The organism is Legionella cherrii, from assembly GCF_900635815.1.
Classification (GTDB): Bacteria; Pseudomonadota; Gammaproteobacteria; order Legionellales; family Legionellaceae; genus Legionella; species Legionella cherrii.
Genome location: NZ_LR134173.1, coordinates 1,054,685 through 1,076,450 on the forward strand (window position 1 = coordinate 1,054,685; position 21,766 = coordinate 1,076,450).

The following is a 21,766-nucleotide window of genomic DNA, read 5'->3' on the forward strand; positions in this document are numbered from 1 at the left end:
AACTTATTTTTTCAACGTGCATCTCTAAAAATATGGAGAATGTTAGATGAGCACCCAGCAATCTATTCGTATAGGGCAGTCAACTGCAAACGATCCGCAGACAGCGGTCAAGGAATTTTATGCTGCTGTGCATCAACCAAATATGGAACTTGTTCTATTTTTTTGCTCGAGTCAATATGACCTGGATGCCATAGCCAAGGAAATAAATGAGTTGTTTCCAAATATTAAGGTAATTGGATGTACAACGGCTGGTGAAATTGGACCCTGCGGTTATATAGAGCATTCTCTTTCAGGAGTCAGTTTTTCATCTGATGGTTTTACCGCTGTGGCTGGTCATCTAAATGATATAAAAAATATTAATTACGACAAAGGACAGGCATTTGCCAATAATCTCCTTCAACATCTTGAAGCACGGGCACCATCTACTAATTCTGAAAACAGTTTTGCTTTTTTATTAGTGGATGGATTATCCCTTCGCGAAGAGCAAATCACTCATATTTTGCAAGATGCATTAGGAGAAATCGCACTTGTTGGTGGTTCTGCAGGCGATGATCTGCACTTTAAGCAAACTTGGATATTTGCCGATGGGGTTTTTCATACTGATTCTGTCGCGCTTGTCTTAGTCAATACAATCTATCCTTTTAAACTATTCAAATCGCAACATTTCGTTTGTGGGAATGAAAAGCTGGTTGTGACGCAAGCAGATCCTGAGCGTCGGATTGTTAATGAAATTAATGGCTATCCGGCAGTGGAGGAATATGCGCGTATCGTCAATACTCAAGTTGACAAACTGGATCCCAAACAGTTTTCTGCGACACCACTGGTAATACGCATCAATGGAGTTGATTATGTACGCTCGATTCAAAAGGCTAATCCCGATGGAAGCTTAAAGTTTTATTGTGCAATTGATAACGGTTTAGTTTTTATGGCCGCTCATGGTATTGATCTTATTAAAAATATTGAGCAAACCTTTGAAGACATTAAATCATCTATTGGTACGCCGCAATTGGTTCTAGCGTGTGACTGCATCCTTCGCAATTTGGAGATGCAACGGGAAGGATTGAAACAGGACGTAGAGAAAATTTTTCAGAATCATCATGTCGTTGGTTTTAGCACTTATGGAGAGCAATTTAAGGGAATTCATATCAATCAAACCATCACCGGTCTAGCAATAGGTGAATTACGGACAGACAGCGATGCCTGAGAAAAGCAAGCCTAAAAATACACAGGAATTGATCACTGAAATCGAACGCCTCAATAAAATTATCAAGGCATTGATTGATAGAGCAGAACAAGATATGAATACGCCAAGAACAGATTTTGGAGTATTTCAAAATACCATTTTTCTTGAAGATAAGGTAAAGAAACGTACCCAAGAGCTGGAAGAAGCCCTGCAACTCAATGCAAAAATAACACGTGCTTTACAACAAGCGAAAAAACAGGTGGAACTAAGTGAGCAGTATTTACGTGATATTACATCGGCACTTGGCGAGGGGCTAGTCGTTATCAATAAAGAGGCTGCGATAGAGTTTATTAATGCTGCTGCCTGCAGTATGTTAGGGTATCAGGAAGGGGAAGTGCTTGGTAAAAATGCCCATTTACTCTTTCATCACTCGTATCATACTCATGCTCCTTATCCGATTGAGGATTGTAAAAATTTGGAAGTCATAAAAACCGAGAGACCCTATGCGAGTGATGATGATTATTTTTGGCGAAAAGACGGTACATGCTTTCCTGTTTCTTTAATTACAACGCCAATTAAACTCAAAGAAAACACCAAAGGAATTGTGATCGCATTTCATGATATAAGCCAAGCGATACAAGAGCGAAATCGTTTACGTGAAATGCAGTCGGCTATTGAACAAAGCCCAGTATCCGTGCTGATTGTTGATAAAGAGAGAAATATTATTTACGTTAATCCTCAACTCATTAAATTGTCAGGCTATCAGAAAGATGAATTTTATGGTCATACAACTGATTTTTTCCATAATAATCTGACACCAAGAAAGGCGTTTGCTAATTTACGAAAAACTATTCGATCCGGTGCAGCCTGGAATGGTGAACTTCTCTTTCACCGAAAGGATGGAAGTACGTTTTGGCAATCTTGGAGTTTTGCTCCCGTCTTTAATAACTATGGAGAAATCCAGCATTATGTAGGAGTAGGAGAAGACATTACAGAAAAAAAGAAACTGCAAGTTTTGCTTCAAGAAATGTCTTATCTGGATGGATTAACTGGGGTAGCCAATCGTCGTCGATTCGACGACTTCCTGAAACATGAATGGAAGCGTGCTTTGCGCTATGCCAAATCAATCTCCGTGATTATGATCGACATCGATTTCTTTAAACGTTACAACGACAGTCTGGGGCATTTAGCTGGTGATGATGCCCTTAAGTGTGTTGCGCGTGCGTTGGCTGAGACAATGCATCGTAGTACCGATTTACTTGCGCGCTATGGTGGTGAAGAATTTACTTGTATTTTGCCAGACACCCCTATAGCAGGTGCGATCAAATTTGCGGATACATTACGTGAAGCGGTTTATGCATTGAAACTGCCTCATCCTGATTCAGATGTTTCTCGTTTTGTAACGATTAGCTTAGGTGTTGCTGGATGTATTCCACAGAACGATGATCCCACTTATTTAATAAGGCTTGCTGACGACGCTTTGTATCGTGCTAAAACCCTGGGACGAAATCGCGTTGAATTTAGTGATTCCAGCAAATAATTGGTAAAAAAAAAGTCCTTTTTCCTACAAGGGTGGAGGGATGCGTAATCCCCTCTCCAACAAGTGGGAGTGGTTTTAGGGCATCCTTCATTCTCCAAAAGCATTTGCTTATTTAGGTGTCAATTGTTCAGTCGTTGTTGTCGTACCATTGTTATTGCCAGTTGGTTTAAAGAATTTTTGTTCTGAAGGGAGTGATTTGTTACTTAAATCATCTAAAAACTCATTCATCAAAATTAATTGGTTTTTAAAATCTTCCTCCAATTGAGGATTTTTTAAACGCTTTTCTTCAAACATTTTTATTGTGAGTTGAAGTGCTTCTTTGGGGCCAAGAGAACCGTTTTTATCTTGATAAGCGCTCAATTCAGAAGATATTTCGCTTTGAATGACAATAAAGGGTAAGTGATTTTCAATGGCACTATAAAGGTTGAGAATAAATAATTGTTCTAACTTTATTTTGAGCTCGGGATCCTCTTTTGCAAACTGGTTGATGAATGCGTTTTTAAGCGTCATAAAGCCGGTTAATATCTGTCCCATCGAATGTTGTTTGGAGATTAATGGCCTATGGTTAAATTTTTTGAGATTTTCATTCACATAAGGATAATAATCTGCAGCTTGCCCCCCACGAAATTGCATTACTCCATCACTATAAAGCCATGTCGTTATTTTATCCTTTTCTAAGGAAGTGGTCTCGACAACTTTATCTATGAACGCTCGCATTTCTTTTTCATAAACGCTAAAAGTAGAAAAATTGGCCATGAAAGATCCTTATTCATTAAATTTGGGAAAAGCCAGGGTACATAAAATACCCACAAGGGTAAAGAATTTATTTAAAGGCCTAGAACATTCCAGCCATTTTGCTTCAAGCTCGCGAAATGTAAACGGAGCCTGGATAATGGTGACAAATAAAATGACTAAAAGGAATTAATTAGACAAAATGAAGCTCATTTTGGTAGAGTCGGTGAATCATGTAACGTGGTGAGAAAACAGAATGTCAATAAACAACATCATACTAAAATTGATGGTTATGGATATCAATGATCTCATAGCCTTATCAAATGAACTTCGAAATCATCCACATTACCCACGTGTGCAATCGATTATCCAGAGCATGAGTGAGCAAATCCATTTATTAGACAAAATCCCATCCCATCCGGGGAGCTCAAAACAAGTACTGCAAGCGTATCATCAACTGGAGCAGCTACTTACTGAAAATAACCGATGCACTACTTGGTTTACAAAAATTATCGATCGCTATTGTGCCAATGAACCGGAGCTAAAACAGCGATTGAATTATTTTATTCGGCGTATTCTTGGTCCAGTCATCAAATTATCTGAGTATGCTCATGGTGATAAAAAATCATTGGTGATTGAGTTTCCAAATCAAGAAATAAGGGATGTATTTTTGCGTCGATACCGAAGCAGAGAGGTACAAGAAATTGATTCCCTGGTTGTTGATGGAAATAAAGTTTCCTTTCCTGCTTTTCTATCAAAAAATCAGCTGTTAGGGGTTACCTTTCCGACAGTGGAGGCCAAGGATCGCGTGATTCATATGCTGAATCTAGCTAAAGCAAATCTTATCGTTTCTAATTCCAATGACCGCACTTTCTATCTCAATGACCGACGTATACATGATACTGCTTCACGATTTCATATTGCGGTAGTTTGCTCTTACTTTACTGAATATTATAAAATTCAATATGCTTCTCATATGCTTGCTCAAGCCTATCGCGATAATAATAGTTTCTTTAGTCCGAGCAAATTTCCTCTGGAGTTGACGTTAAAAATTGCATCGGATAGTGCTTCCTCCGATGCAATTTCTATGGAGGAGAGAGAGCAAATTGCTTACGGAAATTTTAATCGACCGTAAACTAGCGTTTAATGTAATAGGTGTAGCTTATATCATCATCAGTTTTGGCTGATTTTTTCTGCGTATCGAGACTTTCTTTGCGTGTTGGTATGTCTGAGTCATCCTTGGCAAAGAAGGTGCATTGACTTACATTTTTAAAGCCCAAACAATTGGGTTTAGGACGTTCCGTTAGAGCTCCAGCATCACACGTTTTTGTTTGTACGGTGACTGATTTTTTACCGAATTCACCCAAGCCTGTGTAATAAAGTTCTGCTGAGCCGCTATTATCGAGATTGATTGCATCGGTACAGCCGAGTGCCTTAAATAAATCCGCAAACTCCTCGGCGGTGACTCCATAATTGCGATTAGGATTATGGATGACCATTACAACCAGAGTTTTGCCATTATTTTTGTATCCCACGCCGGTGCGAGGCAATCGATTTGAATGATTATTATTTAAATCAGGGGTTTTTTGTTGCGCTTGATCCTGGAGAATAATAAATCCTGATACGGCATTTTTCTGATTATAAAAATCGGGATTTTTTTCTGAATTATCATCAATTTGACTATGTGCAATGATCTCCGCTTTTTTAGTTGATGCATCAAAAGTAATCGTATCTAGGCCAACATTTTCTTGATCAAGCACTTTGTGGGTAGATACCAACTCACCCTTACTCAGGGATAACCCAATAAGATAGGTACGTGCTTGTTGTCTAGGGTTGATTTTTTCTCCCTCGTTTGGCACACCGGTGGTCCATACATTAAACCAGTTTGCATTGACTAATAAATCGGGTTGCTCCATGTCGGGGTGTCCTTCTTGCCAATGGTCACGCCATTCTTTTAAGGTGAATAAGGGGGCATCAAACTGGCCGCCTTTGTAAGGTTGACCATAGCGATCAGGAAAGAGAGGTCCATTGGGTACAAATGTCTGATATTCAGATAATGGAATTTCAGCAAAATAACCTTGAATATGCTCACGGTGTGGATTTTTACTCAAAAGTTCATCGAAACGTGCCAAAGATCGTATGTCTTGCACCTCAGTCGCTTTCGTAATGCGGCTGATTTTTTCATTGACGGCATCAGTTTTTGTTTTAGATTGCTTGCTGAACACAGATTAACCTCACTGTGGTTTAACTATAATGCATTAAATGATAGTATTTTTTTATTAAGGAATTATTAAAAATAGGCTTAATAGGTCATTTTATTAGCATAATTTGCTGTTTTATTTATCATTTGATACAGATTATGACCAAAAAATTGCGATGTGGCGAAAAATCCATGTTAACAGCATGGATTTTTCAAGGCGCTTCTATTGAGAGGGAGGTAAAATGCTTAAAAAGAAGGGCTATAAAATTTGAAAGGTGAAGGTTTTTTCTCAATCTGTTGAGTTAACTCACTGACTTTTTGTTGCAGTTCAGCAATTAGTTTTTGTTGCGTGTCGAGCATGGCTTTTTGCTTTTCTGCTCGTGCAAGTGTTCTTTTATATTGAAAGCAGAGTAAATAAATAGCCAGCATTTGTTTGGAAGAAACGCTTTCTGATTTTATTTGTTTTTCTTGCTCTTGTGTTGATATTGAATTCAGTTTCTCTTCATATTCTAAATTTGTTTTTTTATAATCAGCAACTTGCGCGAATAATTCAGGCACTAAAAAAGTATGCTGATGTTCGTTGCAAATTTGTTTTGCTATGTTTTTAAGATCTTCATTTGAAGAGTGTGTAGTGATTTTGAATGGTTTTAAAACGCCAACTTTTAAAATCTCTCCTGAATTACATAATCCGTCTTCGAAATATCCTTCGATTTTTAAACCAGAAAGAGGAATGGGAACCGCCGGACCATCTGCAGTTTTGCTGTAGGTGACTTTATAAGTTTTTGATTTTGGGGTATCCAATAGTCGCTTGAGATCTATGAGTAATTGAGCAATGTGATTGGTGTATTCTTGTAATTCTATCGATTCAAGTGATTTTTTTTGGTCCAGCAATGCTTTGAGCGAGGCCACTTCATGCAAGAGATAATATAAGAAAGGACTTCTTCCACTATCGGTACATTGTTTAATCAGATTACTTAAATAGATTTTAAAATTAAGTTCTTGATTTTGAATTATTTCTTTAGCACGAATGAGGTATTTTTCTTGCAATATTTCTTCATCCGTTTCCGTAACTAATTTTTTTACTTTAGGTTGGCTGTCGTGATAACGAAGGATCACGGTGGTTAAGGAGTAGAGTAATTCTTCTAGTCTGGTCATGTAAAATTCCTTTTAAGCTATCCATAGTCTAAATGTGGAACTACATATCAACTTGATATTTCACTATACTGAATGTTTGGCTGGGGCGCAAGGCCTGCTCACGAGCACGTATGCGTTGACGTAATTGAGTGTGTCGTGAGTACTTTTATCTTAATCCTTCATCAATGGCACGTAATAAGGATTGAGGATCTTCAAATGCTAAATCTTGTTGTAAACTCCAGAATGATACGCCACCGAGTAGTATGGGTTTGTTTGCATTACTACCCAGCGAATTGTTACCTTTAATATAAGCCATTTTACTGGCAATCGATTGGGGACTGTCACAACTCATGAAGCGATACATGGTGGTGTTTTCTATGGGGATAAGGCCATAATAATTTTGTGTATCCAAAGTAGAACTGGATTGCTGACGGTAGGCGAATAATGCCTCTCCATAATGGTTCCACGCCTCATTATAACTCACTTGAGAATTAATATTAGGGTCAATAACTGGCCTATGTAAGCCGGGATTTTTTGCCTTAGTATCGATTGATTTCCCATCTACATAATACGAGTGGCAATAAAAAGGTACGCCAAGAAGAATTTTTTCACCGGCTAAACCTTGTTGATAATAATGGGATACCGCTATATCACCAGAGGTTTTGGGATAGGGATAATTGGTGTTTTCAGGACGATCATCCTCGTAAAGGGCAGCACCATGTTCGGTTCTCTGGCCAAACGTTCCATAATGGTCATAGGCCATGACTGTCGTCCAATCTACAGCTTCGAACCATAGTTGAGCATCTGGATATTTTTCCCAATACCAACTTGTTCCGGGAACGGCATTAGTCACACAATATCCTGAGGGGCCGATTTTTGCTTTTAATTCGCGGATTAATGCGGCGATATTTCTTATCTCCTCAGCCGAGGCCAGCAACTCATTTTCCCAATCAATATCAATACCATCCAATTGGTTTTCTTGCAGCAAGGATTTTGTTGCTTCAATAAAGGCCGCTCGTTGTTTGGGGTCGTTAATAAACTGACCGAACCCTTCGCGATCGCCCCAGCCACCCATAGCGATGATCACGGGTAAATCAGGCCGAAGTTGTTTTAGTGTCTGGATATTTTTTATATCACCCACTGTCAGTTTGGGTAGGGTATTACCCTCAGAGTTCGTGCTAAATCGTACAAAAGCATAATTAACGACATCAACTGCATTCAATTGTGCCCTGAGTTTGGTCATATCTTCCTGTTCAATATTCCATTGTGCGTCTGCTCCTAAATAGGCAACAATTTTATTGGCTTTGGCTGTGCTTTTCGAACAAAAGGGTTCCCAGGCATAAGCACTTAAGGTGGTCAATCCAAATAAAGCGAAGAGGGCATATTTTTTCATAGTTTATCTACTTAATTGCAACAATATTTGTTTCGTCTGTGACGATGATTGGTTTTGTACGGTGTTTATCATTGTACTTAATGTAAACAATCATTCGGATCTGTTATTTCTGACAGGGGGGCAAAATTTATAGTGTTAAAATCTTAGGACCAGGTTTGAAAGAGCAGACTGGAGACAAAACCACGCGTTGTTGCAAAGGGGTACTTTGTATCTGCTGAATATGCCGCGTCTATAGTAGCCACAGTATTGATGATGATTGCATCACTAAATAAATTTAGTGATCAATTTGACAACTAAATGATATAATTTTTTATTATTATTTTATTGTTGTGTATGGATTAGTTGTTATTATGGTTTTATTATCGAGAGAAGCATTTGTAGCAATATGTACTCAAGCTATTTTAGACACCAGAGAGAAAATAGCGATCAGTAACCAAAAAGGTGGATACATCAAATATCACCGTGAGATAAAAGAAAATAATTATTTCTCTAAAAATGTCCGCGGCCCGCTTATCGATACTGAAAAAAATGAATATAAATATCGACATGATCTGATAGAGTATGTGGGTATGGGTAATTGCCATGAGTTGGCAGATTATCTTTTAGTGGAGATAGGTAAAGAAATTGATCGTCTTGGCGCCAATGCAAGAATTCGTATTGTCGGCTCGGTCAAATACGATCATGTTTATTTAGAAATTAAAATTCGATTAAAAGATGAAAAAGATTACTCTTTGTGGGAGGTTGATGCCTGGGATCCCCGTATCATAGATATCAGTACCCGGCCTGATGGTTCTATTAAAAATCATGAGTCCCTGGTTTATGGATATTCAGCAGATACCAAAAATTCTGTGTATACCAATGAAATTAACTACAAAAGAAAATATACCTTTTTTAAAACGATGCCTCAACCTATCCCGGGAGCGCCTATGGGAAATGCGACTCCAGAGCGAGAAGTGGTGAGTAAAAATGCCCAAGTGTATGATGATTACACCCTAGAAGAATCAATGGACGCGGAACTGTTTGATTCATCGGGAGGGGTGCATTATTTGCAACAAGTTTCAGGCTGGCAGCTTAAATAATGTTTCTAGGAGAATAAGTAACCTTTCCCCTCATCCGCCCTGACCGGCACCTTCTCCCTAATTAGGGAGAAGGGATACGGACAATTTAGATACAGGACTTATTTTTGTTATCACCCAAGATTTTGCAATCGATATGGAAATAGGGAAAAGCCTCAACGGCCAGCTTGGCAATTTTAATGCGGACTATGGAGGAGGGGTGAGCTTTATGTTTTAAACAGCGAGTAAAAGTAATTTCTCCCTGTTTATCGGGATGGTTTTTTTCTGCCAATTTAGCATAATCAAACTACATGGCAAGAATTTGAATTTTCTCTATCAGTTACAGGAGCAAGGATGTCCTCTGAATTAATCGATAGCAATCGTCGACAGTTTCTTAAAAATGCAGCCGTTGTCGTTGGCGGTACTCTTATTGCGGGTTCCGGACTGGCAAAACCTCTATTCGGATTAGAAAAAAAGGAGGAGGATGTGTCTCCTGATGAGGATTTGATGCGGGAGCATGGTGTTTTGCGGCGGATCATTCTTATTTATCGAGAAGCGATGAACCGAATTGAAAAAGCGCGCGATTTAAATCCAGTACTGATTAATAAGTCGGCAACGATTATTAGACAATTTATTGAAGAGTACCATGAACAACTGGAAGAGAACTTTCTATTCCCTCGTTTTGAAAAAGCCGGTCGTCTGGTTGATTTGGTAACCACCCTGAAAACGCAACATCAAGCGGGGAGAAAATTAACTGATTATATTTTAGAAACGACGCAGACAAAAAGTTTCAAATCGCACGATAAAAAATTGATCGAGGTTTTGTACCAATTTATAAATATGTATGAACCCCATGCTGCCCGCGAAGATACTGTGCTGTTCCCTGCCTTTAAGTCGATTGTCTCTGATAGTGAGTACAAAGAGTTGGGCGAAAAATTTGAAGATGAAGAGCATAAGCGCTTTGGAAAGAAGGGATTTGAAGGAATGGTTTCGCAGGTTGCCGAAATAGAAAAGGAGTTAAATATTTTTGATCTCGCAAATGTTACACCGAAGAGTTAACCTTAACAGATACTTGTGCCAAGACGTTGAAGGAGTCTAAAAATGAAAGTGCTCAACAGCGCTCAAAATTTTGATGAAATCGAATTAATTAACATGCTTTTATTAATCTTTAAAGATGCATCTTCTCTGAGTGAATCTATGTTCTATAAGAAATACGCTTCTTTTGAAATTCCTGAGCAGTTATTTCAGTTTAAATTTAAAAGTCTACATGAAGGAACAGTACTCCATTTAGTAATGCAGCAATTCTCTGAGGCTAGAGATTCTTCTCATCGGCAGAACTTAATCGCATTTTTTGAATTTTTAATCAATAATGGGGCAGATATAAACATTAAGGAAAGTGGCCAAGAGTTTGTCGAAAAAACTCCTTTATTTTATCTTGTTACAAGTGAACTCATCGTTAATCAATGGCATTGGGATCAAATTTTTTCTAAAGTGAATCAAGCTAAAGTTCCAATAAAAAATAACACGCTTAACTTACTGATAACACAAATGCTTGTGAATAAATATTGGCCGGATCTTAAAAAAAGGGATTTAATTGATCGTTTGATTTTGATGGGTGGCGAAATAACGCGAGACCACGAATTGATCTGTAAAAATGATCAATTTTTTCAGGAGAATCAATCCAGATGGAAGTGCGAGGTATTAGCACGAAGTCACGAACAACTGAAAGAAAAGTATGAGCTGACGATTCGACGTTTGGAACAGCAAAATAATTTACTTACAGAACAACTGTCGCAACTGAGTCAGAAGATAGATTCTTTAATAAATTCCTCAGAAAAAATTGAAACAAATCCAGAAGCATCGAAAGCAAGTTTATCTTTTTTTTTATAAATTAGAATAATTGCAGGGAATCCATGAAAATGCAAATGGTCAAAACAGCCCGCTATTATATGGAAAAAGAAACATTTTATTTTGTTTTCTTATGGCTAAAATACCATTTATTTTGAGCGGTTGAATGAGTCAATTTCGAGCGACGAAGTATTTGCTTAAAAATGTACCGTGATGAAGGTAAACCAGAGCATTCTAATTAAAAGGACGCCCTATATCTTTCTAATAAACCGGGGGTTTCCTCAAGCAAATCATTGGTATAGGCTAATAATTGTTCTGTCTTGGAAGACTCTTTGGGATTGGGGAATACGAGTTTGTTTATGTTAAATCCTTTTTTGTCTAAGATTTCAATTAAACTAGCAAAACTTTTTTCAGGAAGCGCCTCGCTAAAAGCAGCCTCTGCGCGTTTTACAAATTCTTGGGCTTGAAAGTTATCTGAGGGAGCAAACTTCCATCTCCCAGCTATAAATCTTATCCTTGCATGGGAATAGTCGGTTTTTTTATGATTATAATAAGTGACGGTCAGAAGTCCAGGGACAGAACTTTCACGTAGGAGCCATACTTTCTTATCTGATTTATGGGGCGCATTTTCCAAGTCTAATCGTTTACCAGCCTGAGCAGCATTCATTTCTGATGAAAAAATGATTGAATTTCTTTCTGATTTTGCTTCCATGATAACTCCATTGCACAATTAGAGATTGGTCGATGAGACTTTTTTTTAGTGTAGACTATTTTAATGCGGTGGTTTAAAAGGTTGAGTTGACTAAAGGCACGATATAACTCGTAGCTGAGCTTTGGGTTATAAATTGTAGTGCTACTAGTCATCCCTTTTCAGCACAATCATTTTTTCTTTGGACATATCCTTCATCGTCCACGGTATTCCGCCCACGCCGTAACCTGATTGCTTTAATCCAGCAAAGGGCATCCAATCGGTGCGGAAAGCGGTATGCTCGTTAATGAGCACCGTCGAGGCCTCAAGACCTTCTGCTGCCTGCAATGCGGGTGTTAACTCTTCAGAAAATACGCTGGCTTGAAAGGCAAAGGGTAATGAGTTTGCGATCTCAATTGCTTGCTCTATCTCTTCATATTCATAAACACAGGTTACAGGACCAAAAATTTCCAATTGGGATACTTTGGCATCAGCGGACGGCTTGAGCAGTACTGCGGGAATTAAAGTGGTTTCAGAAAGACGACCGCCGCCAAACAATTTTGCTCCTTTGGCTACGGCTTCATCAATCCAGGATACGACGCGCTCTGTTTCGCGGGGGAGAATCAATGGCCCGACTTCCGTCTCTTTTAAAAGGGGATCACCCACGCGCAGTGCTTTGACCCGCTCCACGAATTCATCCATGAATGAAGCGATAATCTCTTTATGTACAAAAATCCGTTGTACGGAAACACACACTTGTCCGGCGTGATAATAGCCGCCTTTAATAAGGGCTTGCGTGGTTTTAGTCTGATTCGCACTGCGATCGACAATTACGGGTGCTGCGCCACCATGTTCTAAGGCACAACGAGTCCCTGGTGCCAGTTTGCTGCGTAAATACCAACCTACTTTTGCTGAACCAATAAAACTTAAAAAAGCAACTCGCTTATCCGTGGCGAGTTGTTCGGCTAAAGCATTGTCATCTGTAATGAGCGTCTGACACCATTCTTCAGCAAGACCGGCTTGTCGTAATAACTGAATCAGTTCGATGCACGATAAGGGAGTAGTCGTTGCCGGCTTAATAATTACTGGACAACCCACCGCGATTGCAGGCGCCACTTGGTGAACAATGAGGTTTAGGGGATGATTAAAGGCAGAAATAGCCGCCACTACGCCAATCGGTTCTTTAATCGTAAATGCCCAGCGGTTATCACTGGCAGGGGTAAGTCCCATAGGAATTTCTTTGCCTGCAAAATGTCGTAGTTCTTCGGCCGCATCGTTTAATCCATCGATGGCACGAGTCACTTCAATTGCCGCATCAGTAAACGGCTTGCCTCCTTCTTGTGCAATAAGCCGGGCAAAGCGGTCTTGATCCGCTGCCAATAATTGGGCGGCACCTTTCAGGATGCTCATGCGTTCGTGAGGTTTCAGCCAAGCATCGCGATTTTTTAAGGCAGATGCCGCTGTATTAAGCTTGGTTGCAAGTGCTTGGGCATCATCTGCAGGAATTTCTTTGATTAATGTCCGATCAAATGCATGTACCACGTGCAGGGTTTTTTTCATTATTTCACCTTTTGCTCTGGTGGCAACCGATTTTGTAATTCATCCACAAGTACGCGTTTATTCTCCGAGTAATCGATTGGAAAAATGACCAGATGCACTCCTCCCTCCTTGAATGCGTTCTCCAAAATGGATTGAAAATCTTGAATGTGCTTCACTCGTGTACCCCGCGCCCCATAAGCTTCTGCATATTTGACTAAATCGGGATTCGAGAAGGTCATTCCAAAATCAGGGAAGTGATCTACTGCTTGTTTCCAACGGATCATGCCAAAAGCGTGGTCTTCGATCACGAGGACGACAAGGTTTAATTTAAGGCGAACAGCGGTTTCTAATTCTTGGCTGTTCATCATAAACCCCCCGTCGCCACACACCGCCATCACCCGGCGCTCAGGATACAACAGTGAGGCCATAATGGCTGACGGAAGACCTGCGCCCATGGTCGCGAGGGCATTGTCCAGAAGAATGGTATTAGCCATTTGGGTGCGATAATTTCGCGCAAACCAGATTTTATACATGCCATTGTCCAGCGCGAGAATCCCATCGCGTGGCATCACTTGCCGAACATCATGAACCATGCGTTGCGGTGTAAAGCGATCTTCAGTAGAGCGCGCGGTAATTTTACTTAAAATACCTTCTCGCAATGGCAGGAGGGCATCTGCATGAGGAATCTTGCCTTCTATCTTATCGGCCAGCAGTTTTAAGGAGGGGCCCATATCGCCAATAACCTCTGCCTGGGGGAAATAAATTTTTTCTACAGTAGCGGATTGGTAGCCGACATGAATGACTTTCAGATGAGGTCCCATGATAAACGGTGGTTTTTCAACCGTGCTATGGCCAATGGTAATAATGAGGTCGGCTTGCTCTATCGCCTCATGCACATAATCACGTTCTGAAAGGGCTGCAGTACCCATATAAAGTTCTGTGGTTACAGAAACCGTGCCTTTACCCATCTGCGTGGTGAAATAGGGGATATTCGTTCGAGTAATAAATTGGGCCAGCGCATTGGTTGCTCGGGGACGGGAAGCTGCTGCGCCCAACATAACCAGTGGACGCTTCGCCGCCATGATCATTTCAGCCGCACGATTGAGCGCTTGCTCACTCGCAATAGGGTATTCAAAAGGATGGGGCGGAATGAGGGGCACCGGTTTGCATTTTTCTGCAGCAATGTCTTCGGGCAGTTCTAAATGAACTGGGCCGGGGGTTTCTTCTTCTGCAAGGTGAAATGCTTCTCGTACTATAGTAGGAATCATTGACGGGGATACTATTTGGCGAGACATTTTGGTTAAAGGTTGCATTGCCGCCACGGTATTTACCATCTGAAATCGTGCTTGCCGTGAGGATAAAACACCTTTTTGTCCTGTAATCATGATCATGGGCATGTGCCCAAGAAGAGCATAAGCTGCCCCGGTGGTAAGATTGAGGGCTCCAGGGCCAAGCGTGGTGAGACAAACCCCAGCCTTACCCGTTAAGCGACCATAGGTTGCTGCCATGAATGCAGCGGCTTGTTCATGCCGGGTCAGTACCAGTTCAATGGACGAGTTGCGAAGCGCTTCAACAACGTCAAGATTTTCCTCGCCGGGAATGCCAAAAATGTGTTTCACCCCTTCGTTTTCCAGGGCTGCAACTAGGAGTTCGGCGCCTTTAATCATAGTATCCCTCATCTTTTCAAAAGAATCCTTATCTCCATATTATAGGCTTATATTTTTTATTGCGTTTGTTCTATCAAGGAATGGCATTTCTACCGCAGGCAGAGAATCATTGCTCAAATAGTTCCCTCCTTATAATAATTACTTGATTTAATTTGAAATAAAACGAAAAAAATTATCTTTTTATGGGGGCATAACGTAGACTCTTTTCTTTTTTATAACGTCATGTATAAAATGCTTGCTAAATCTGAAAAACCAATACCAACTGAGACCACAACGCACACTCCTTCTCGGTTACAAGACCTTGTTCTCACCAAGATTGCTCAAGATTATCCGTCGCTTAGTTTGCGCATTATTCACGATGAACGTCTTAAGATACCGAATTTTAAAGAGTTTTTAAAAATTAACTCTGCATTCATTAATCTATTGCCCAAAGAATTGAAGCTTACAATCATTGAGCTGCTTTCGATCAAGGACAGGAAATCAGTAATGAAAGTGAGTAAAGAATGGCGTCAACTTGTAGCCCATGCAGCAAATTCGCACCTGGATGCCGTTGCTGGCAAACTGGAGCCTATTGTGACTTTTGATTTTGTTCCTGTGATGGAACAATTGTTGTTTCGAGTTGAGGATTATTTTCAAAGAAATCGGAAACGAGCGACGCAGGTGGAACAAGTAAGGCAATTAAAAACGGATATGTCCTTATTAACCAAGCCGTTGGCAAAATTTCTTCATTGCCAGAGATCGATAAATAAAATTCTAGCAGCCCTAAAACCAGCACCTCGGTCTGGAGTCAGTTTTTTTTCTAAGCTTGATAAACCTCAAAATAATGAGTTGCTTGAAATTATCCTATCCTACAGCCCAGAATGCTTAAAATTAGCCAAAGAGCCTTGGTTTAAAGAAGTAATGATTTATGGTGAACTTGCTCCTGAACATTCTGTTTCCAAATTGTTTGCTGATGCTTTTGCAGAAATAAAAAATTTGCAAAACGCAGCCGTAAAATTGGATGCGGGATTAAAATTTAAAGGTGGATTAACGCTTTCTCAACATACTCTTGCCACACTCTTTCCCGCTTCGCGCGCAGAGATAGAATCCGAATTGTCGATCCCGACCGTCTCACTTTCCATAGCACCGTTTCGTTTTGCGAAGTAAGCGGAGCAATTTGATGTTGAGTTTATTTTCCAATTCGGCAAGAGTGGTTTGATGAGCGTCTGAATGCAAATCGCCCACCGGTGATTTGCTGGCAAATAAAATATAATTATTGCTTACTGTAGGACACATAAAGAGTTCAGCAAAATAATCCTGCAGGCATTGAATAAAAGGGGAACCCAATTCAGGAAGCTCGTGATAATTGATCACCAGCCACCCCTTATCATCCAAAATTCGATGGGATTGTTCTATAAATTGCTGTTGGATTTGGAATGCTTCCATCCCATAATCGAGGTACATATCAGCAAAAACGATCTGCGTGCTGTGACTCTTTTGAAATTTGATTGCGGTTTGTGCATCCGCAATAAGTATCTCAATATTTTTAGCCGCAGGTAATTGAAAAAAATCCATCGCGACTTCATGAACTTTTTTACGCAGTTCGATACAAAACAGCGAGCATTCGGGGAGAAGAAAATGAAGGCAATGAAGCAAACTTCCTCCGCCTAATCCTAATAACGTGATGTGGGTTGGATGAATAAATGCCAGAGCCAACAACATTACGCGTGTGTACTCATGGACGGGAATATGAGGGTATTGAAGATAAATACCGGTTTGATCATAGACTGGGTCAAAGTTAAGTGCTCGGATACTTCCTCTATCAATAACAAAAATATCACCCCAAGAATCATTGGTGCGATAGATAATGGTGTTGCCAAAAAAATCATGATCACTAAATTTGTTCTTCGAGCTCAATTCAAATCCTTTAATACATAGCGCTTTGATCCGATTAAAGTAGGCGCCTATTTATTCTGACTTATTATAGCGATTGTTCAATACAACTTGATTCGGAATTTTGCGATTGAGTAGCGTGTTAAGACTACAGGCCTTGGTTTTAATTTTCCTTGGCCTATAGTCTAACAGAGGACTTAAAGAAATGTTGGCGTTACTGATGGGGTAGGAACATCTGTCTTGGGCGTATTTTGCACTGCAAACACACCATGTTGAACTGCTGTTTTTGCGATACCAGGTAATAGCACAGAGTCCATTGGTTTCTTCGCTAACGATCGTTGATCATCGAGCAATATTTTACCATTACTGTCCGTGATCGTTAAATGCAGACGCTCATTATTCTTATGGAGCTGGGGCTTTAAAGCAACAAATTGGCCAGACATGTCAAACGAACAAACATACTCTTCTGATTGTGTATCCAAAGTAGAACTTCCTGCCACTTCAAGACGACAAGTGAATAACTCTCTGGCTGCTGCCCATTCCTGTAACTTATCCTGTTGAGATAACGCCTCAATAAAATCAACGGTATTTGTATTTATAATTGGAGAGGCAAATGCATTCGCCACTTTTTGTAATACCTCTGGTTGTTTTACTCCATAACTCAAAATGAAGAATTTATTTTTCACACGAATTAAAGAAGTTTCCTCACCTAAGGACTCTACTGTACGTTCCAGTTGATTTATGAGTAGGGATTCATAATCTGACGAATTTATTCCGTCTGTAAATAATAAAATATTATTGTGTAGTTTCGAGTGAGTCAGCATCGCTAATTGATCGACGACCGTCGCATAAAGCCGTGTTGAACCGTCTGCTGATAATCTGTTCACCTCATACTTGAGTCGGCTCATATCTTGTTTGCGGAAATTACCAACAGTTCGATTTTCCGTATTGAATTCAGAGATATTGATGACTGCATCGGGTTGGTATTGAAATAAGGCATCCGCCAGTTCGATGACACTCTTTTTTAATGTATCTAAATTCTTTCCAAACATACTGCCGCTTGTATCCAAAACAAAATGATAGGCAGGTGGGGTCAGTGCATCAGGAACGAAGAAGTAAGGTGTTACTTCAGTTATATCGGCACTTACTTTTTTCTCGGCATAGAAAACCTTTCTATTTTCAAACAGTTCTGAATAGGCAAAAAGTAAAGGTGATTGTCCATCAATTAAAATAAGTTCTTGTTTGTGCGCTTTTAAATATTCTTTAATATTAAATTTTATCTTTTCACCGTCGATGCTCATGTATTTATAATTTAAAGCACTAAATATTGGTCCATAAACAGCAGAGGGAAGTTGGATATTAAGGTATTCTTGTTGCTCGTCTAATGTGTCTTTGAGTTGTAAAATATCCAATAACGCGAGACAGGATTTTTTGAGTGTTTCACTATTTTTACTGTCAGAGCAGGTTGCATTGGCAATCTCCTCAGCAAGCAACTCAGCGACGGTTCTTCGCTTAATCGGTAGTTTTACAGCATCCTTTTGTAGGAGATTTTGCAAATTTGCAGCCAACTCCTCACCTTCTTTGATACTTTCCGGATTAAAAATGATACGTTCATCTTTGCATGTAACCTGTTCTTTTTTGACGGGAATACCCATAGCGTGCAACAACTCCACCATATTCTTTGTACGCAAGACATTATTAATAAGATGCTTCATAAAAATCCCCTTTTATTAAAATAGATGCAAAGTTGTCGGGAATAATACACAGAAATAAAAGGGAAAAATAGCCAAAGATCTTATATTACCCAATATAGCGGATTGTATGCTCGTTCAAACACTCCGTGACTGAAAAACAAAAGTACGGAATGCTTCATTAGGCTCCAATAATTTTTACTAAAACTCGCTTATCGCGGCATCCATCGAATTCGCCATAAAAAATTTGTTCCCAAGGTCCAAAATCTAGTTCGCCGTTGGTGATTGCGACTACAACCTCACGCCCCATGATTTGTCTCTTGATATGGGCATCCGCATTATCCTCTCCGGTGTCGTTATGTTGATAATGCGATAAGGGTTCATGAGGGGCAATTTGTTCCAACCACTTTTTATAATCTTGATGGAGGCCTTCTTCATCATCGTTGATAAAAACGGAAGCGGTAATATGCATTGCATTTACTAAAACGAATCCTTCCTGAATGCCACTGTCTTTCAAGCATTCTTGTACTTTATCGGTTATGTTGATAAATCCCATACGCTCGGGAATGTGAAACCATAATTCTTTTCTATAAGTTTTCATTGAATATTTCAGGTCCTCAGCAAGGATAAATTAAATAACAAGGTTAATCCTTTTTTTTTTGTGCCACTAGAGCTTATAATTTGCTATAATTGTATTAGTTTTGCACCAGAAAGAGGGTAATTATGTTTGATCGTTCAAAAGATGTTAAAAAAGATCTCGATAATATACGAGCAGTTTCTGAATTTAAACAAGTTTATCAACAAGTAACCGAGGACATGTTGGAAGCCGAGCAGTGGACACCAGATGAGAAGGAGGCGATGCATTTACTCTCTGAGGGACATGATCCAGAAGCCATTCGTAAACAAGTGAGATTAGATGAAGAGTCAAATAAAAAAATAGCAGATATGTATTTTATGATTTTGCTCAACACAATCATACGAAACAAAACGAAAATGCCATTTAATCTACCTGAAAATGAAATTGATTCTTGGCCTGATAATTATTCCAGAAATCAGTTTGCTGCCGATCTATTGAAGCATAAAAAAGAATTGAGTGCTTCGCCTGTCGGCAAAGAAGTAATGAAAACTGCTTCGGAATATGCTGCATTATATGAAAGCACGGTGGGTCCAAAACCTGATCGATCAGTTGAGCAATCGGAACAAGGGAATACATCACAACAAAATGAAAGTTCTGCTGTCGATAAAGCATGCAATACTGTAGGCTTTTTATATGGTCTAGTCGATGGATTATCGTTTAGTGCGGCTCAACCATTCCCCAGCGCGCTCACGATGGGCAGTGAGTCAGCAAGTGCAGGATATGCTGCTGGGATGTTTGCAAAAGGTGTTTTTGAAATGGGCGGGTTGGTTGCATCGTTAATGAAGTAAGCGCTTAATTCAATAAGCGTTAGAAAATTTCTGATGCATTCGTCGCATTACATATCTTTTGCTTACAAACGGTGTAGGGGTTAAAAGACCCTAGCGATTTATAAAAGCACTTGCCTGTTTGGCACAGCCTTTCTGAGTTTCAGCGCTCACAAAATCGATGAAATGACGGAGGGCAGGAGTTAAGCCTTTTTTGGAAGGATAAATTAGGTACAAACTCGCAGTCGATAAAGACCAATCTTCCAGAATACGACTGAATGCACCATTATTAATTTCTTGCTGGCACAACTCTAGAGGAAGCAGTGCGACACCTAAATCCGCTAAAGCGGCCTGTTTCAATATCATCCATTCGTTGCTTTCAAGTCTGGAGGATAATTGCAGGCTCACTTTTTCTCCTGTCTGATGTACGAATTGTATTTGCTGATATCCTTCGCCTCTACTTTTTCCCAACCAAGAGATTTTCGTTAAATCATGTGGCGTCTGAAGGGCTGGATTCTTATTCAGGTAATCAGGGGTGGCGACCAGCACGTGGGTGCTTTCTCCAAGTTTTTTTGCGATGAGATTGGAATCAGTTAAATCATTGATCTGAAAACGTAAGGCCACATCAAATCCTTCTTCAATTAAATCTACCTTTCGGTCATTAGCATAGAGATGGATCTGGATGTCAGGATATTTTTGCATAAAATGGATCAGAATCAGGCCGAAATCCGATTGCGCAAATAAAGTAGGACACGTCACATGAATTCGTCCTTTGGGTTGAAGTTGTGCTTGTTGTGCTGCATCTTGAGCAAAACTTGCTTGATTCACCATGGCGATGCTGTGCTCATAAACCAAGCGCCCAATGTCGGTTAGACTGAGAGTACGTGTAGAGCGGTTCAGTAAACGCACCCCTAAATGATTTTCTAATTCGCTAATTCGTCTGCTTAGCTTGGATTTAGTCAGCATCAAACTTTGACTGGCTTTAGTGAAGCTTCCTTCATCAACCACACGACAAAAATAAAATAAATCATTTAAATCAGGTAAAAAATGGTTCAAGGGTAATCCTATTAAAAAGCACTTATTGGTGACAATTATAGGACAATGTTTCATGAAATAACCAGATTATCTTTTATTGTTTTATATATATGCTTAATTAAAAGAATGAAAGCTGTGGAGGTTTTATGAAATTATTAGCTTTAGATTCAAGTATCCTTGAAGCAGGCTCCGTATCACGCCAATTAATGACTCATTATTTAAATCATTGGCAACGTACATATCCCACAGGAGAAGTGATTTATCGTGATTTGGATAAGCAAGGTCTTAGCCACCTATCCTCTGAGTCATTGATTGCTGCCAAGCAGCCAGAAACTATTCGATCCGAAGCGTTAAAAAATGAGTTGGCGCTTGCTGAAATGGTGTTGCATGAATTTTTAAGTGCCGATGAAATAGTCATTGGAGCACCGATGTATAATTTTAGCATCCCCTCTCAGTTGAAGTCTTGGATTGATCGTATTTTAGTGGCTGGGAAAACATTTAAGTATACCGGGCAGGGAGTCATGGGACTTGCAGGTGATAAGCGAGTGATTATTCTTTCTACTCGGGGTAATTTTTATACGAATAACGCATCCATGCAGGCGATGGATCATCAAGAATATTATCTGCAGGTTGTTTTTAATTTTATAGGAGTAACCCGTTTCACTGTGATACGTGCAGAAGGATTACATCTTAGCCCGGAGATCAAGACGAAAGCCATTGCTTTAGCCGAAGAAAAAATTGAGGCGCTATTTCTTTGAACGCTAAATCTCTAATAATAGCCCTTATTT

General features: G+C 39.7%; 20 protein-coding genes. 9 read left to right on the forward strand and 11 right to left on the reverse strand.

Going from position 1 to position 21,766, the window contains the following annotated elements:
* Positions 1-46 precede the first annotated feature (46 nt).
* Together nosP and EL022_RS04480 are read left to right on the forward strand one after the other, a co-directional pair.
* Complete coding sequence (gene nosP, locus EL022_RS04475; RefSeq protein ID WP_028382556.1) at positions 47-1,204, forward strand: nitric oxide-sensing protein NosP; 1,158 nt, start codon at positions 47-49, stop codon at positions 1,202-1,204.
* Positions 1,197-2,723 carry a sensor domain-containing diguanylate cyclase gene (locus EL022_RS04480; RefSeq protein WP_051544524.1) on the forward strand — a complete coding sequence of 509 codons (1,527 nt, stop codon included), beginning with the start codon at positions 1,197-1,199 and terminating at the stop codon, positions 2,721-2,723. Before nosP ends, EL022_RS04480 begins: the two co-directional genes overlap by 8 nt.
* 108 nt (positions 2,724-2,831) lie before the next feature.
* On the opposite strand, the gene EL022_RS04485 is transcribed toward EL022_RS04480, so the two are convergent.
* Positions 2,832-3,479, reverse strand: coding sequence for a hypothetical protein (locus tag EL022_RS04485; RefSeq protein ID WP_028382557.1), 648 nt, complete (start codon positions 3,477-3,479; stop codon positions 2,832-2,834).
* 232 nt (positions 3,480-3,711) lie between these two features.
* On the opposite strand from EL022_RS04485, the gene EL022_RS04490 reads away from it, so the two are divergent.
* On the forward strand, positions 3,712-4,590 hold the full coding sequence (locus tag EL022_RS04490) for a hypothetical protein (RefSeq protein WP_028382558.1): 879 nt from the start codon (positions 3,712-3,714) through the stop codon (positions 4,588-4,590).
* Position 4,591: 1 nt separating this feature from the next.
* Here the strand turns inward: EL022_RS04490 and EL022_RS04495 are convergent, their stop codons facing one another.
* From EL022_RS04495 to EL022_RS04505, 3 genes are all read right to left on the reverse strand, one after another.
* Positions 4,592-5,680 carry a phosphodiester glycosidase family protein gene (locus EL022_RS04495; protein WP_028382559.1) on the reverse strand — a complete coding sequence of 363 codons (1,089 nt, stop codon included), beginning with the start codon at positions 5,678-5,680 and terminating at the stop codon, positions 4,592-4,594.
* Positions 5,681-5,901: 221 nt separating this feature from the next.
* Positions 5,902-6,810 carry a hypothetical protein gene (locus tag EL022_RS04500; RefSeq protein WP_028382560.1) on the reverse strand — a complete coding sequence of 303 codons (909 nt, stop codon included), beginning with the start codon at positions 6,808-6,810 and terminating at the stop codon, positions 5,902-5,904.
* Between the two features lie 145 nt (positions 6,811-6,955).
* On the reverse strand, positions 6,956-8,182 hold the full coding sequence (locus EL022_RS04505) for a glycoside hydrolase family 18 protein (protein WP_028382561.1): 1,227 nt from the start codon (positions 8,180-8,182) through the stop codon (positions 6,956-6,958).
* 350 nt (positions 8,183-8,532) lie between these two features.
* Here EL022_RS04505 and EL022_RS04510 point away from each other — a divergent pair, with 350 nt between their 5' ends.
* The 3 genes from EL022_RS04510 (at position 8,533) to EL022_RS04520 (ending at position 11,127) form a co-directional block, all read left to right on the forward strand.
* Positions 8,533-9,261: a hypothetical protein gene (locus EL022_RS04510; protein ID WP_028382562.1), complete on the forward strand. Its 729-nt coding sequence runs from the start codon at positions 8,533-8,535 to the stop codon at positions 9,259-9,261.
* A gap of 330 nt (positions 9,262-9,591) precedes the next feature.
* Positions 9,592-10,296: a hemerythrin domain-containing protein gene (locus EL022_RS04515; RefSeq protein ID WP_028382564.1), complete on the forward strand. Its 705-nt coding sequence runs from the start codon at positions 9,592-9,594 to the stop codon at positions 10,294-10,296.
* A 42-nt stretch (positions 10,297-10,338) separates the two neighbouring features.
* Positions 10,339-11,127, forward strand: coding sequence for a hypothetical protein (locus tag EL022_RS04520; RefSeq protein WP_028382565.1), 789 nt, complete (start codon positions 10,339-10,341; stop codon positions 11,125-11,127).
* 196 nt (positions 11,128-11,323) lie between these two features.
* Here the strand turns inward: EL022_RS04520 and EL022_RS04525 are convergent, their stop codons facing one another.
* The 3 genes from EL022_RS04525 to EL022_RS04535 all read right to left on the reverse strand — a co-directional run bounded on the left by EL022_RS04525 (position 11,324) and on the right by EL022_RS04535 (position 14,979).
* Positions 11,324-11,797 (reverse strand): hypothetical protein, encoded by a 474-nt coding sequence (locus EL022_RS04525; protein ID WP_028382566.1) that lies wholly within the window; start codon positions 11,795-11,797, stop codon positions 11,324-11,326.
* Positions 11,798-11,941: 144 nt separating this feature from the next.
* Entirely contained in the window at positions 11,942-13,333 is a 1,392-nt protein-coding gene (locus EL022_RS04530; protein ID WP_028382567.1) for an aldehyde dehydrogenase family protein, read from the reverse strand.
* Positions 13,333-14,979 carry an acetolactate synthase large subunit gene (locus tag EL022_RS04535; protein WP_028382568.1) on the reverse strand — a complete coding sequence of 549 codons (1,647 nt, stop codon included), beginning with the start codon at positions 14,977-14,979 and terminating at the stop codon, positions 13,333-13,335. The genes EL022_RS04530 and EL022_RS04535 overlap by 1 nt, the downstream gene beginning before the upstream one ends.
* Positions 14,980-15,210: 231 nt before the next feature.
* Between EL022_RS04535 and EL022_RS04540 the strand changes: the two genes are divergently transcribed.
* Positions 15,211-16,125 carry an F-box protein gene (locus tag EL022_RS04540; RefSeq protein ID WP_162151251.1) on the forward strand — a complete coding sequence of 305 codons (915 nt, stop codon included), beginning with the start codon at positions 15,211-15,213 and terminating at the stop codon, positions 16,123-16,125.
* Here EL022_RS04540 and EL022_RS04545 read toward each other — a convergent pair.
* The 3 genes from EL022_RS04545 to EL022_RS04555 all read right to left on the reverse strand — a co-directional run bounded on the left by EL022_RS04545 (position 16,090) and on the right by EL022_RS04555 (position 19,143).
* Positions 16,090-16,875 (reverse strand): class I SAM-dependent methyltransferase, encoded by a 786-nt coding sequence (locus EL022_RS04545; protein WP_028382570.1) that lies wholly within the window; start codon positions 16,873-16,875, stop codon positions 16,090-16,092. The two genes, EL022_RS04540 and EL022_RS04545, sit on opposite strands and share 36 nt — an antisense overlap.
* A gap of 173 nt (positions 16,876-17,048) precedes the next feature.
* A complete protein-coding gene (locus tag EL022_RS04550; RefSeq protein ID WP_028382571.1) occupies positions 17,049-18,566 on the reverse strand; it encodes a VWA domain-containing protein in 1,518 nt (505 codons plus the stop codon).
* A 157-nt stretch (positions 18,567-18,723) separates the two neighbouring features.
* Positions 18,724-19,143 carry a secondary thiamine-phosphate synthase enzyme YjbQ gene (locus EL022_RS04555; protein WP_028382572.1) on the reverse strand — a complete coding sequence of 140 codons (420 nt, stop codon included), beginning with the start codon at positions 19,141-19,143 and terminating at the stop codon, positions 18,724-18,726.
* Between the two features lie 122 nt (positions 19,144-19,265).
* On the opposite strand from EL022_RS04555, the gene EL022_RS04560 reads away from it, so the two are divergent.
* Positions 19,266-19,967: a hypothetical protein gene (locus EL022_RS04560; RefSeq protein WP_028382573.1), complete on the forward strand. Its 702-nt coding sequence runs from the start codon at positions 19,266-19,268 to the stop codon at positions 19,965-19,967.
* Between the two features lie 90 nt (positions 19,968-20,057).
* On the opposite strand, the gene EL022_RS04565 is transcribed toward EL022_RS04560, so the two are convergent.
* Positions 20,058-20,999 (reverse strand): LysR substrate-binding domain-containing protein, encoded by a 942-nt coding sequence (locus EL022_RS04565; protein WP_028382574.1) that lies wholly within the window; start codon positions 20,997-20,999, stop codon positions 20,058-20,060.
* A gap of 125 nt (positions 21,000-21,124) precedes the next feature.
* Here EL022_RS04565 and EL022_RS04570 point away from each other — a divergent pair, with 125 nt between their 5' ends.
* Positions 21,125-21,736, forward strand: a complete 612-nt coding sequence (locus tag EL022_RS04570; RefSeq protein WP_028382575.1) for an FMN-dependent NADH-azoreductase — start codon at positions 21,125-21,127, stop codon at positions 21,734-21,736.
* Positions 21,737-21,766: the final 30 nt, after the last annotated feature.